This window comes from uncultured Thiodictyon sp. (genome assembly GCF_903828115.1).
GTDB lineage: Bacteria > Pseudomonadota > Gammaproteobacteria > Chromatiales > Chromatiaceae > Thiodictyon.
This window is the reverse complement of the sequence record NZ_CAIKKU010000382.1, coordinates 1-11,737: the sequence shown is the minus strand read 5'-3', so window position 1 is coordinate 11,737 and position 11,737 is coordinate 1. Positions and strand designations below refer to the sequence as shown.

Below are 11,737 nucleotides of genomic sequence, written 5' to 3'. Positions count from 1 at the left end.
GGATTACTCCTTCGGCAGGCAGCGGCTGAGATCGCCGCCACAGCAGTTTTCGGTCAGGAAGGCGACCAGGGCGTGGATCGCGGTGACCTCGGCCCGGTAGCGCACGAACCGGCCCTCCTGGACCGCGCTCACGAGGCCAGCCTGTGCCAAGGTCTTGAGGTGAAAGGACAGGGTCGGCGCCGGCAGCCCGAGTTGCTCACCGATGACACCGGCGGTCAGCCCCTCGGGGCCGTTCTGAACCAGCAGGCGAAAGACGGCCAGGCGGCTGTCTTGGGCCAGGGCGGCAAGGGCGGAGACGGCGGTGTTGCTTTCCATGCTTCCAACATTATCGAAATATTGAGGGAAACGCAAGCTCGACCGGCCGCATCGTTTCGGCCGCGACGCGACCTCGCATGTTGGCCGAAGCCTCATCGCGGCTGAAGCCGCTCGCACAGCGTCGCCGCGCGACTTTCACGGTAAAGCCCCTTGTCTTGTATGCGGCCAATTGCGCCCTTCCCCGTCTGACAGGCTCACGAGCCCCGGTGTGCCTTTGACGACAAGGACAGAGGGTCCGATACTCCGTTACGCAAATAGCTGGTGCCGTTGCCATGTCCAGTGAACATTGGTCTTTCCATGATGCCAAGAACCGGTTTGGCGCCATCGTTGAAGCGGCGCGCCGGGGCCAACCTCAGATTGTTACCAGGCGCGGGGTTCCCGCAGCCGTCGTCCTCTCGATCGAGGACTACGAGCGGTTCGCACCGGAGCGTTCTCCCACGCCCCCGACCTTTACCGACGTCCTGTTGTCACTACCCCAAGACGACGGAGACTTTGAACCCTTCGACGTCGGGTTGCGGGATTGGGAATGAGCGGCTACCTGCGGGCATCCCGGCGTCGATCTACTGATCGCCGCCACGGCATTGGAGCACGCACTGACGGTCGTGACTCGCAATGTTCTCCATTTCATGCCGACCGGCGTTGCGCTTCTCAACCCATTCGAGTATACCGCGGGCGACTTGAATATACGGTGACGAGCATTACCAGCAGTTTCATGCCGCGATCACGATCGGGTGTTGGGTCTGCGCGGCAGCATATTCCAGGGCCGCAAAAATATTCTTCTCTTCCAGAAACGGATAATCTTCAAGAATCTCGGCGTGCGATGCCCCTGCACCGAGCAGACTGAGGATATCGCTCACGCGGATTCGGTAGCCGCGGATACAGGGGCTACCACCGCATTTACCGGGTTCAAGCGTGATACGCCCAATTCGTTTCGGGGTCATAGCCTCATTTCCGGGAGCTGTTGTCATTGATAAAGTCTTCGCCATCCGAGCCCGGCGATATGGCAGCACGCGCTGCGCCTATCCACCTGCAATCTCAGATGACTTCGCGCAGAACTTCCGGATGACGAGCAACGATCTTCAATAGCGTCTCGGCTACGCCGGACGGCCTGCGGCGCCCCTGTTCCCATTGTTGCAATGTCCGTGGCGAGATATGCAGTGCAGCCGCGAACTGGGCCTGAGACAGACCACACCGCAGGCGGGTTGCTGCGACCTCGTTCGGCTCCACCGTATAGCTTGCACCATGGCGCCCAGCCTTGACATCACGAATGGCTTGCAGCAGTTCTTCGCCAATATTGCGCTGCGCGTCGCGCTCCAGAAGTTCTTGTTCAGTGAGTGGCATAACCAAACTCCTCTGCAATCTGCCGCAGCACCTGCGAAGGAATATTGTCCTGCGCACTCTTGGCATACATGATGAGCAGCACAACCGCGCCGCTCGCCAGCCGTGTGGTGTAGATCACCCTGATCCCGCCGCGCTTGCCGACCCCCGATCTACCCCAACGAATCTTTCGGCAGCCGCCGGAGCCAGGGACAACATCCCCCGCATCAGGGCTGGCAGCAAGATAGCTCGCAAAATCGGCTCGCTCTTCTTCTGACCAATAATCTGGCCACAGCCTTGTAAACAAGGGAGATTCGATAATGGTAAGCATGATTGAAGCATACGCCATTGGCGCATGCCTGGCAAGCCGGTAGCGTAAGATGGCAGAGGAACCGCATTGTTCGCGAAGGGTGCTATCGGTGCGGACCTGAAGACCGTCCAGTTCGGTTGGCCGGTCGGAATGCCGGTCGTCCGCAAGCTTGAGCCGGGGTTGTGGGAGGTGCGTTCGCGACTGGATCTGCGAGTCGCACGCATCATCTTTACCGTGTCCGACCGCCGCATGGTTCTGCTGCATGGATTCATCAAGAAATCCCAGAAGACCCCGGCCAGTGACCTCGAATTGGCCAGGCGCCGCAGAGCGGCGCTTGGCCCCTGAACAAGCGGTGCATCAATGAACGAGCACATGGGTATAGCCTTCTTATTTGCTATCTGTATTCTTACAGAATTAGGCCATAAAATCTTTTACTTATAATACATGCGCTTATATTCATTGCTGCTGTCCAGATGTCACATTCTGGGACTATAGCAGCCTCGATTCCTTTCTTTGCGAGGAACAACTACTTCCACAATCCGAAGCCATCGCCATCAAGCGCGTCATCGCCTTCCGGCTGGAGCAGGAAATGGCGCAACAGCAGTTGACCAAGGCCGACCTGGCGCGGCGCATGGGCACCAGCCGCAGTGCCTTGGATCGCTTACTGGACCCGAACAATACCTCCGTGACCCTGCTGACGCTGGAGAAGGCGGCCAAGGCGTTGGGGCGGCATATTCGCATCGAACTGGCGGCCTTACGGGAATCCGCAGGACGCTGTGACGAATAAACCGCAGCGGTCACGATTGCTGTGGTTTGAATAAAGATCGGATGTTAGTCGCGTGCCCGTACACTCGAATCTGGAGCCGGGTCGAGATAAATCATCACGCCAACAGCCCCCCGTTGGTCGAAGCCTTCAATGATCTGTTTTTCTTTGTGTTCTTTGTGTCTTTGTGAGAGCAATTCCCGGATTTTGGGGTAACTCAACTGCCATCGCAAAGGCCGGTGGAGGCCGGTTTGGCCGCTGGGGCGACGGGGGACTTGCGGCCCTGGTCGGTCTCGGACGTGGTGGAGTCCGCTTGCTCCGGGGCTGGGGCGGTCGTCGCCTGGGGCTCTGCCGGCTCCGTGCGCGGGCTCTGGTCAACTAGGGTCCGATCCTGCGCGACGGCCAGGTGGGTGCCCGCCGACAGCAGGTGGCACAGCGCCAGGACGAGCCAGGGTTGGCCGTAGAATCGATCGTTACTCATTCGGGGAGATCTCGGTCTGGCAGTCGTGGGTCGTGAGCGCGCCCTTGTCACCGCCGCGCGAGGCGGCCAGGCGCCGGGCGCGGCCGAGCCACATCCAGCCCACCGGGGCCAGGACCAGCGCCGCGGCGAGTCCGTACTCTGCAAGCGTCCAGGCCAGTCCAGCCGGTTGGGCGAGTGCCAGATGGGCCGCGATGGTGTGCGCCGCGGCGGCCGGGATCTCGGCCTGGTTGAAGTAGCGCATGCGCGCCACGGTGAAGGACCAGCCGAGCCGGGTGTGGCGGGCGGCGGCGATGCGCTCCGGGCCGTGGCAGGGGGCGCAGTAGCGGGCGATGAGGCGCTCGCCGGGCGGACGGCGGGCCTCGCGCTCTGCCTCCTGTGCGAGCCGATTGGCCTCCTCTGCCTGGCGTGCGCGCTCCCGTGCGGCCTCTTGTTCGGCCGCGCGGCGGCGGGCGGCGTCGATCGCTGCCTGCGCCTGCGGCCGGTCGGGCGCGGGACGGAGGTCGCCGCCGCTCCCATAGTCGTCCGCGGACAACTCGGCCCTGGGCGCCCGGGGAGTGCCGAGGCTCAAGGCGAGGACTGCGGCCGCGGCATAGAGCAAGGCCGGTCGCGTCATGCGCCGGATACGGCGCTCCGGCGATGGGAGGGCGCCGTCGGCGGGGTCATGGTCGACAGGCCCATGGTGCGGTCGCGCTCGTACACCGGGATGGCGACGTGACCATGGGGCAGACCGTCGGCCGCCAGGCGTTGCCGGATGATCGCCATGTCATCCTCGGTGAGCGCCTGTCCGGCGAGTTGGCTGCGCAGTCGGGCGATCTCCGGGTCGAGGGTCTGGACGGGCGGGACCGGCGGGGCCAGTCGGACCTCGTGCAGGACGGCCGTCTCCAAGACCCGGGCCAGGATCAGGTAGGGGTTGTCGGGGAGACCGAAGCGCAGGCTGAAGGCCTCGAGCTCCTGCCGGAAGGGGCCGACCCAGCGACCGACGAAACGCTCGAGCAGCGCTTGTGCGGTGAACTGGGGCGGCTGGGCGCTCGGCGGCGCGTCCTGGGCCTGCGCGGCGAGCAGCCAGGCGAGCAGCTCCAACTGCACCGAGAGATGGTCCGGCAGGTCGTGCAACGCCGCGTCCGTCTCCAGCGCGCAGCGCCGCAGGCACTCCTCCAAGGCCGCGACGGTCCCGCCGCCGAGTGCGCCGTCCAGATAGACACCGGCGTTAAGACTGGGATGCGCCTCGCCCGGCACCAGGAAGAGACGCGAATACATCACCAGCAGGCGCTCATCGTCGGGTACGCGCGCCATGGCCTCGCGTAACTCGGTTGCGGCCCGGGCGATCGGATAGCCGGTGGCGGGAGCCAGGTCATCCAGATCGGCGGGCAGGGCCTCGGCCAGTGACTGTCGGGTCCCGGGTCCGTTGGGGACGGCAAAGGCGCGCGCGAGACAGAGATACAGCTCGGCCTTGGCCAAGACACAATCGTTCGGTGCCATGAGATCTCCGAGGGGCGGTTTGGCAGAAGGTTAATGCAATCGGCGTCGTTGTCGTTGTCGTTGTCGTAATCGTTGTCGTAATCGATGTCGTCATCGAGGCTTACGCCCACATTGCATCGCGAATCCGATTACGACAACGACAACGACCGGGACCACGATCGACCCGCCCGATCCGCTGGGATCGAGCGGGTCGCGCCGATCGGGTCAGCGTGGATCTGCGCTCAGGACGCCAGCCGCTCGCCCCCCTCGCCCCATTGCGCACCCAATGGCTCGGGCTCGACCCGGGCGCTGGGATCGCCTTCACTGCTCAACCCTAAGAACAGCTCCCCCAGGGCGTTAAAGGTATTGGAGAGGAAGATCGCGATCAACAGCATCAGCCATTCAGTGGGCGAGGGAAAATAGCTCAGGAGCGCCGGTGCCCAGGCGCCCTTGAACATGGGGACCAACTGACCGCCAAGGATGTACTCGTAGCGCGACACGAGCAGGGCATTCATCACCAGGAAGGAGGCGAGCATCTGGACCCAGGGGTTATTGCGGGTGCCGGGCCGCATCAGGAGCACCAGGGGCAGGACCAGGCCGAGAAGGATTTCCGCATAGAAGAGCGGCGAGGTCGCGACATGGTGCCAGACCTGGAGCCCCTCCAGGTTGCCGTAGAGCCCACTGGCCATCCGTGCCAGCACGAACAGCAGATGTACGAAGATCGCCAGCGCGAGCAGCCGCGGCAGCGGGCCGGTGAAGAGCCGCTTCACGCCCGTCGGCAACGCGGCGGGGTTGAAGGCATAGGCCAGATAGGTGAAGAAGAAGATGAACGCCAGGCCGCCGAGCAGCGACTCAAAGATGAAGGCGATCGGAATATCCCCTGAGGCCCAGAACGGCCGGAAGCTCTGCGATCCGTAGACCACGCCCGCGATCGAAGTGACGCCCAGGGCCAGGACCAGGGTGACGATGCCGTTGATGCGCAGTTCCGCGATGGTCCAGTGGGATTTCAGCATCCGCGCCATGAGGATCAGCAGCGAGAGCACATAGAAGCTCACACACATCACCTTCCAATACAGCGGCGAGGAGAACGCAAAGCTGAAGGGGATGGCCCACAGGGCGCGCAGGGGATGGCCGAGCTCCAGAAACAGCACGGCCACGCCGCCCGCCAGACCGGCGAGTGCGAGCCACACCGCCCGCTTGATGACCGGGCGGAAGGTCTCGCCGCCGAAGACGATGGCGAGCGAGGCGAGCATGGCGAGCCCGGTGGACGTCAGCAGGAAATAGTCGTAGACGACGATCGGGAAGCCCCAGGAAATGCCGAGATTGTTGGTGTTGAGTGCCGCGTGGCCATATTGGGCCAGGTTGTCCAGGACCAGCCCGGCCGACACCAGAAATCCGATCAGGGCGACCGACAGGATGCCGGTTTGCTTCGTCTTTACAGTATTCATGTTGGATCGCTCCCCTTCAAGCCGGATCGGATGGCGTCATGCTGCGCAGGGACGGCACCGAGGCCGCCGCGCCGCCGGATAGGTAATAGACCTGGGGCTTGTTGCCGGTCTCGTCCTTGAGCCGCACCCCGCTCTTGTCGGCGATGAGCTTGTTGACCGTACTCTCGGGGTTATCCAGGTCGCCGAAGAAGCGCGCCTTGGGGGCGCAGGTGCGCACGCAGGCCGGGACGTATTCCTTGAGGGCCGGGATGTCCTCGTCCAGATCCGCGATGCCCGCCGGGGCCTTGCTGACCCGGTGATAGCAGAAGGTGCACTTGGAGACCACCCCATGCGGTTGGATACCGATGCCCCGGCCGGGATCGTCCTGCGGACCCCTGTAGGGCGGGTCCCAGACGCGCCCGTCCGCGCTCGGGAAGACGGTGCGGATATCCGGCTGCACCGGCGCCTTCTCGTCCACGTAGAAACGCACGCCGTAGGGGCAGGCGACCTGGCAGTATTTGCAGCCGATACAGCGGTTCCAATCCATGAGCACGAAGCCGCCGTGCGGGTCCTTATAGGTCGCCTTGGTCGGGCACACCGAGACGCAGGACGGGTTCTCGCAGTGCATGCAGGGGCGCGGGAACCACATCAGCTTCACGTTCGGATAGGTGCCTTCATGATAGAAGAGCACGTCCTGCCAGTTCTCCCCCGGCAGGCGGTTGTTTTCCATCGAGCAGGCCGTGGTACAGGCTTGGCAGCCGGTACACTTGTCGAGGTCGATGACCATTCCCCATTTCGCCATGATTGCTCTCTCCTCTGTCTCGTTCAGGCCCGCTCGATGGAAACCTTGGTGGTGTAATAGCTGCACTGCCCGGTGACGCGGTCGGATTGGTTGACCGTGATCTCCCCGCAATGGCCCGGGCTGCGCCCCTTGGCCCAGCGCCCCATGGCCCAGTGTCCGTTTTCCATCGGGAAGACGACGGTATCAGGTCGGCAACCCTCGAAGAACCGGCAATGGCCCTCGATGCTGCCCAGGTGCGACTTGAGCCGGACCAGATCGCCGTCGGCAATCCCGCGCTCGCGCGCCGTCTTGGGGTTGATCTCGATATAGACGGTCCCGCGCCCACCGAGCACCGGCTGGAAATTGGCGATGGCCACCGGCAGATTGGCCCCGCGGCCCTCGGCGTGCATCGCCGCCTTGGGGGTGACCATATAGAGGTCGCCGCCGCCGGGATGCTGGGGTTCCTCCCAATGGGGGAACATCAGCTTGTCCTTGTCGCGGCCGGTCTTCGCCGCGATCCAGTCCGCATGATGCTCCAGCTTGCCGGAGCGGATCTCGAAGCGGCCCGAGTCGGTCTTGAACAGCTCCTTTTTCACCTGCTCCGCGGTCATGGGGGTATTGTAGCCCTTGCCGTCCCACTCGAAGAAGGCGCCGCCGATCTGCCGCCACTTGTAGTTCTTCTTGTACCAGACGCCCTTTTCCTTCCAACTGTCGAAGCTGTCGACGCCGTTGTCCCCTGGGTCGGTTTCAAAACCCTTGGCGAGGTGGCGGATGACGTTCTCGCTGTCGCCGAGCGCCTGGTAATACTCGCCGGTGCGGCCCTTGATACGCTTGCCGATCTCGATCAGCGTATCGCCGAAATACTTGGTGTCGTAGAGCGGCTTGATGGCCGGTACCCGCAGTTGCGCCATGGGCCAGCCCTGGAAGGGATAGGTGGGCGCGTCCTGCAGGCGCTCCAGGTAGGTGTGATCCGGCAGGATCAGATCGGCGAACATCGCCGTCTCGCCGGGGAAGGGCGAGGTATCGACGACGAAGACCTCCTTGAGCGCATCCTCCCAGGCCCGTCCGTCCGGTGCGGTCCAGATCGGATTGGTGAGATAGAACATCACCGTGTCGAGCTTGTAGGGCTTGCCCGCGAGCGAGTTGGGACCCACCTCCTGGAGCATGTTCTTGGCGATGAGATAGCCGTCCTCGTGGCCCTGCAGGTCGATGCGGGGCTGGGCCTTCCAGGGGCCGCTCTTGGCATAGTCGTCCATGAAGTCGTCTTCCTTGACCGGCATGGCGCCATAGGACGGACCCATCTGGTACATGAGCCCGCCCTTGGCGAACAGCGAGCCCACCAGTGCATTGAGGCTATGCACCGCCATGCCATTTAGGATACCGTTGGAATGGGCATGGACGCCGCGCTCGAAGAGCGCGATGGCCGGGCGGGTGCTGCCGAATTCGCGTGCGGTGGCCAGGATATCGCGCTCGTAGAGGGTGGTGATTTCCGCCGCCCACTCGGGCGTCCGGTCTTTCAGCTCGATATTCCACCATTCGATCAGACCCTTGACCCATTTCTCCTCAAAGGTGCCGGGGTCCACATGCTGTCCGGTCTTGAAGCGGTTCACGCCGTCCTTGAAGTCGCCGACGAAGGGGCGCTCCCAGAGCCCCTCGGTGAGGATGACATGGGCGATGGCGAGCGCCAGGGCGCCGTCGGTGCCGGGCTTGATCAGCAGTGCCCGGTCGGCGCCGGCCAGGGTGGTATTGAGATGGACATCCACGGCGGTGATGCGGGTCTTGGGCACGCGCTCCCCGCGGATGTAGCCCCAGACCTGCATATTGTTATTATAGGGCCGGAACGCCTCCAGGAACCCGACCCCAAACATGAGCAGCATGTTGGCATTGCGGTAGTCGTAGGCGCTATAGGAGGCGTTGCCGTCAGTAGCGGCCTTGGACAGCATACTGCCGTCGGAGCACATGGACGAGTGACCGATCGGCACGTTCTGGGAGCCATAGAGCTTGCCGAAGGGTCCGAGCAGACCGGCGCAGGAGGCGCCCCAGCCGCGCCCGAAGCACAGGGCGAAGCGATGGGATTCGCCTTTGTCCCGCAGCGTATTGAGCCGGCCCGCTACGGTATCGAGCGCCTCCTCCCAGGAGATCGGCACGAACCCCGGGTCGATATCGCGACCCTTCTGCGGATTGGTGCGCTTCATCGGTCCTTTGAAGCGGTCAGGGTCGTAGAGGATATAGGTCCCGAGCGGCCCCTTGGGGCAGAGCTTGCCGTTGGAGATCGGATGCTCGCTGCTGCCGTAGATGGCATGGACGCGCCCGTCGGTGGTATAGACATCGATACCGCAGCGCGCCGGGCACTGGTGGCAGATGCTCTTGGTGATCTTGGTCGCGTGATAGGTCGGCGGGCTGGCCGCCTGCGCGCGCACGGGTTTGAGCGCCGTCAGGACGCCCCCGCTGCCCAAGGCCGCGGCGCCCACCGCGCCGGCCGTCCCGCTGGCCTGCAGGAAACGCCGGCGGCTCAGTAGGGTCTTGATAATCTCCATCAATGTTTGCCTCTCTCGTTGGTTATTGTCATGACCGGCCCGCGCCGCCGAACAGGGCGCCGAAGGCCGATTTCGCGAATGCCTGGTCCCGTCGGCAGGCGGGGCAGGACGGGTCCTCGCCCGCATAGCCAGCCCCGCAGCGATCGCAGGTTTGGTGACGATGCCGGGTCAGGGTGCGCGGGGCGGCCGGGTCCGTGGACCCCGCGGACCTTGCCCTTCCGGCTTTCGACCCGGCTTCCGACCAGGTGATCGAGCCGGTGGGACAGAGCGCGACGCAGAGCCCGCAGGCGACGCAGGACTCGGGGTCGAAGACGATCCCGCGGTCCCCCTCGCCATCATCGGCATTCCCAAAGCGATTCAAGGCGCCGGTGGGGCAGCCCGCAGCGCAGATCCGGTGGTCGGTGCAGGTTGTTGCGACCTCCAGGGACGGGAACAAGTGCGTCGGCAAGGGGACCCCGGGGGCGAGCCGACGCAGGGCGGCGAGCAGGCGCTGACGGTCCTGCGGCACGGGGCGGTGGCGCAAGGGTGCCGCGGGTCGCGCAGGCCCGGACTCGGCCTCCAGCAGCGGTTCCACGGCCGCCGCGGTGCGCGCCGTCAGAGCGGTCAGGAAGCCCCGCCGACTCACCCGTTCCTCCAACACGAATCCCGCCGGATCGGCCTGCATCCGTCCCGCGGGCAAGGGCCGCGCGAGCAGGCGCGGATGCCGCGACGGGGGAACGCCGAGTTCACCGAGCAGGACTGCTGCAGCCGCCACGAGACCGCTTGCCGGCTGGGCGTCCCCGCCGCCCGTCGGGCATCCGGGGCAGAAGCCGCGGTCCAGGAGCGCCACCGGGCGCCCGTCGGTCTCGGCCGTGATCGCCAGCAGTCGGCCGAGGGTCAGGCCGTTCAGGCACGGGACGCGCAGGGCATCTGGCATCCCGTCCGCCGGGGCGACCCGCCAGCACTCAAGCGTCACCCCAGTCCCGCGGCCGGGCGGACTCACGGCGAATCCCGGCACGCACAAGGCCTCGGTCGGGCAGGCCGCGGCACAGCGTCCGCACCCCAGGCACCCATCGACCAGGACCGGCGCGCCGTCCCGGCGCGCCAGGACACCGATCGGGCAGGCGTCGGCGCAGGTTCGGCAGGCCGATTCGCGCGCACGCACGGCCAAGCAGGACGCGGCATTAAGGGCCAGCGGGGCGGACCCATGCAGCGGGATATAGGGCGTCATGCAGTCAACCGCCGGTCTGGGCCATAAAGCGAACAACCTGCGCGGGTCGTTCATTGAACTCGTGGCGCTCCGGTTTGCGCGTGATCGCTTCGCGCAGGTGCGCGGCCAAGTCCTCGTCCGTGACGCCGGCCCGCAGCAGGGCTCGCAAGGGGTAGCTGTTCTCCTGGCCCAGGCACAGATGCAGGGTGCCGTCGACGGTGAGTCGGACCCGGTTGCAGCTCGCACAGAAATGTTGGGACAGCGGGGTGATGAAGCCGACGCGGGTGTCGCTTGTGCCGAGGCGGTAATAGCGTGCCGGGCCGCCGCCGGGCAGCAGGTCCGGGATCAGCGGGTAGCGACGCTCCAGGCGCTCCTTGATCCGGCGCAGATCGACATACTGGCTCCGGGCGGCCTGGCCGGTACTGCCCATGGGCATCGTCTCGATGAGACGCAGGGTGAAACCATGCTGGGCGCAGAACTCCAGGAGTTGCTCGACCTCCCCATCGTTGACCCCCGCCATGACGACGGTGTTGATGCGGATCGGCTTGAATCCCGCCCGGCGGGCGGCGGCAAGACCCCGCAATACCTGGTCGAGCCGCCCCCCGGTCACCTGGGCAAAGACCTCGGGCCTCAGACTGTCGAGACTGGCATTCAGGCGCCGCACGCCGGCCTGATAGAGGGGCTCGGCCAGGGCCTCCATCCGGGTGCAGTTGCTGGACAGGGACAGGTCGTCCAGGCCCGGCAGTGTCGCCAGGCGCGCGGCCAACTGAGGCAGGTCGCGCCGCACCAGGGGCTCGCCGCCGGTCAGGCGGACATGGCGGACGCCGAGCCGGGTGAAGGCGCCCACCACGCGGGTGATCTCGGCGAAATCGAGCCAGTGCTCGGGTTCCTCGAAGCCCTTGAAGCCTTTGGGCAGGCAGTAACCGCAGCGCAGGTCGCAGCGGTCGGTGACGGAGAGGCGCAGATAGGCGATCCGGCGGCCGAAGGGGTCGGTCAAGGGTTCGGTCAACGGTTCGGTCGTCATGGCGCTGGTCTTTTCATTGACTTGCCTCTCGCTGGTTGAACGTTGCGGACGGGGCGGCGGCCCGGCCTCGATCATAACTGCGGCCACGCGCCCGTGCGACAACCCGTCGCGGCCGGGGGGCCGCTCCTACGGCGT

At 65.2% G+C, this 11,737-nt stretch carries 15 protein-coding genes; 3 read left to right on the top strand and 12 right to left on the bottom strand.

Annotated elements, in window-relative coordinates; genetic code table 11:
- Positions 1–3: 3 nt before the first annotated feature.
- On the bottom strand, positions 4–315 hold the full coding sequence (locus QZY48_RS13940) for a metalloregulator ArsR/SmtB family transcription factor (RefSeq protein WP_295431624.1): 312 nt from the start codon (positions 313–315) through the stop codon (positions 4–6).
- A 272-nt stretch (positions 316–587) separates the two neighbouring features.
- On the opposite strand from QZY48_RS13940, the gene QZY48_RS13935 reads away from it, so the two are divergent.
- Complete coding sequence (locus tag QZY48_RS13935) at positions 588–845, top strand: type II toxin-antitoxin system Phd/YefM family antitoxin (protein ID WP_295431622.1); 258 nt, start codon at positions 588–590, stop codon at positions 843–845.
- Positions 846–1,025: 180 nt separating this feature from the next.
- Here the strand turns inward: QZY48_RS13935 and QZY48_RS13925 are convergent, their stop codons facing one another.
- The 3 genes from QZY48_RS13925 to QZY48_RS13915 form a co-directional block, all read right to left on the bottom strand.
- Positions 1,026–1,256, bottom strand: coding sequence for a DUF433 domain-containing protein (locus tag QZY48_RS13925; RefSeq protein WP_295431620.1), 231 nt, complete (start codon positions 1,254–1,256; stop codon positions 1,026–1,028).
- 94 nt (positions 1,257–1,350) lie between these two features.
- Complete coding sequence (locus QZY48_RS13920) at positions 1,351–1,656, bottom strand: helix-turn-helix domain-containing protein (RefSeq protein WP_295431617.1); 306 nt, start codon at positions 1,654–1,656, stop codon at positions 1,351–1,353.
- Positions 1,643–1,963 carry a transcriptional regulator gene (locus QZY48_RS13915; RefSeq protein WP_295431664.1) on the bottom strand — a complete coding sequence of 107 codons (321 nt, stop codon included), beginning with the start codon at positions 1,961–1,963 and terminating at the stop codon, positions 1,643–1,645. The genes QZY48_RS13920 and QZY48_RS13915 overlap by 14 nt, the downstream gene beginning before the upstream one ends.
- Before the next feature lie 129 nt (positions 1,964–2,092).
- Here QZY48_RS13915 and QZY48_RS34815 point away from each other — a divergent pair, with 129 nt between their 5' ends.
- Both QZY48_RS34815 and QZY48_RS34810 read left to right on the top strand, forming a co-directional pair.
- A complete protein-coding gene (locus tag QZY48_RS34815; RefSeq protein ID WP_366929692.1) occupies positions 2,093–2,287 on the top strand; it encodes a type II toxin-antitoxin system RelE/ParE family toxin in 195 nt (64 codons plus the stop codon).
- Between the two features lie 76 nt (positions 2,288–2,363).
- Entirely contained in the window at positions 2,364–2,729 is a 366-nt protein-coding gene (locus QZY48_RS34810) for a helix-turn-helix transcriptional regulator (protein WP_366929690.1), read from the top strand.
- Positions 2,730–2,922: 193 nt separating this feature from the next.
- Here QZY48_RS34810 and QZY48_RS13905 read toward each other — a convergent pair whose 3' ends face one another.
- The 8 genes from QZY48_RS13905 to moaA form a co-directional block, all read right to left on the bottom strand.
- Complete coding sequence (locus QZY48_RS13905; protein ID WP_295431615.1) at positions 2,923–3,186, bottom strand: hypothetical protein; 264 nt, start codon at positions 3,184–3,186, stop codon at positions 2,923–2,925.
- Positions 3,179–3,799 carry a hypothetical protein gene (locus QZY48_RS13900; RefSeq protein ID WP_295431612.1) on the bottom strand — a complete coding sequence of 207 codons (621 nt, stop codon included), beginning with the start codon at positions 3,797–3,799 and terminating at the stop codon, positions 3,179–3,181. Before QZY48_RS13900 ends, QZY48_RS13905 begins: the two co-directional genes overlap by 8 nt.
- Complete coding sequence (locus QZY48_RS13895; RefSeq protein WP_295431609.1) at positions 3,796–4,665, bottom strand: molecular chaperone TorD family protein; 870 nt, start codon at positions 4,663–4,665, stop codon at positions 3,796–3,798. Before QZY48_RS13895 ends, QZY48_RS13900 begins: the two co-directional genes overlap by 4 nt.
- Before the next feature lie 221 nt (positions 4,666–4,886).
- Positions 4,887–6,092, bottom strand: coding sequence for an NrfD/PsrC family molybdoenzyme membrane anchor subunit (gene nrfD / locus QZY48_RS13890; RefSeq protein WP_295431606.1), 1,206 nt, complete (start codon positions 6,090–6,092; stop codon positions 4,887–4,889).
- Between the two features lie 16 nt (positions 6,093–6,108).
- The gene (locus tag QZY48_RS13885) at positions 6,109–6,873 is read right to left on the bottom strand and encodes a 4Fe-4S dicluster domain-containing protein (RefSeq protein ID WP_366929689.1); all 765 of its coding nucleotides are present in this window, start codon (positions 6,871–6,873) and stop codon (positions 6,109–6,111) included.
- 23 nt (positions 6,874–6,896) lie between these two features.
- Positions 6,897–9,389, bottom strand: coding sequence for a molybdopterin-dependent oxidoreductase (locus QZY48_RS13880; protein ID WP_295431603.1), 2,493 nt, complete (start codon positions 9,387–9,389; stop codon positions 6,897–6,899).
- A 28-nt stretch (positions 9,390–9,417) separates the two neighbouring features.
- Positions 9,418–10,599 (bottom strand): 4Fe-4S dicluster domain-containing protein, encoded by a 1,182-nt coding sequence (locus tag QZY48_RS13875; protein ID WP_295431600.1) that lies wholly within the window; start codon positions 10,597–10,599, stop codon positions 9,418–9,420.
- A gap of 4 nt (positions 10,600–10,603) precedes the next feature.
- Positions 10,604–11,602, bottom strand: a complete 999-nt coding sequence (moaA, locus tag QZY48_RS13870) for a GTP 3',8-cyclase MoaA (protein ID WP_295431597.1) — start codon at positions 11,600–11,602, stop codon at positions 10,604–10,606.
- Positions 11,603–11,737 lie beyond the last annotated feature (135 nt).

Coding starts and splice junctions, on each gene's coding strand:
- QZY48_RS13940 (WP_295431624.1), bottom strand. CDS start 315: ATGGAAAGCAACACCGCCGTCTCCGCCCTTGCCGCCCTGGCCCAAGAC.
- QZY48_RS13935 (WP_295431622.1), top strand. CDS start 588: ATGTCCAGTGAACATTGGTCTTTCCATGATGCCAAGAACCGGTTTGGC.
- QZY48_RS13925 (WP_295431620.1), bottom strand. CDS start 1,256: ATGACCCCGAAACGAATTGGGCGTATCACGCTTGAACCCGGTAAATGC.
- QZY48_RS13920 (WP_295431617.1), bottom strand. CDS start 1,656: ATGCCACTCACTGAACAAGAACTTCTGGAGCGCGACGCGCAGCGCAAT.
- QZY48_RS13915 (WP_295431664.1), bottom strand. CDS start 1,963: ATGCTTACCATTATCGAATCTCCCTTGTTTACAAGGCTGTGGCCAGAT.
- QZY48_RS34815 (WP_366929692.1), top strand. CDS start 2,093: ATGCCGGTCGTCCGCAAGCTTGAGCCGGGGTTGTGGGAGGTGCGTTCG.
- QZY48_RS13905 (WP_295431615.1), bottom strand. CDS start 3,186: ATGAGTAACGATCGATTCTACGGCCAACCCTGGCTCGTCCTGGCGCTG.
- QZY48_RS13900 (WP_295431612.1), bottom strand. CDS start 3,799: ATGACGCGACCGGCCTTGCTCTATGCCGCGGCCGCAGTCCTCGCCTTG.
- QZY48_RS13895 (WP_295431609.1), bottom strand. CDS start 4,665: ATGGCACCGAACGATTGTGTCTTGGCCAAGGCCGAGCTGTATCTCTGT.
- nrfD (WP_295431606.1), bottom strand. CDS start 6,092: ATGAATACTGTAAAGACGAAGCAAACCGGCATCCTGTCGGTCGCCCTG.
- QZY48_RS13885 (WP_366929689.1), bottom strand. CDS start 6,873: ATGGCGAAATGGGGAATGGTCATCGACCTCGACAAGTGTACCGGCTGC.
- QZY48_RS13880 (WP_295431603.1), bottom strand. CDS start 9,389: ATGGAGATTATCAAGACCCTACTGAGCCGCCGGCGTTTCCTGCAGGCC.
- QZY48_RS13875 (WP_295431600.1), bottom strand. CDS start 10,599: ATGACGCCCTATATCCCGCTGCATGGGTCCGCCCCGCTGGCCCTTAAT.
- moaA (WP_295431597.1), bottom strand. CDS start 11,602: ATGACGACCGAACCGTTGACCGAACCCTTGACCGACCCCTTCGGCCGC.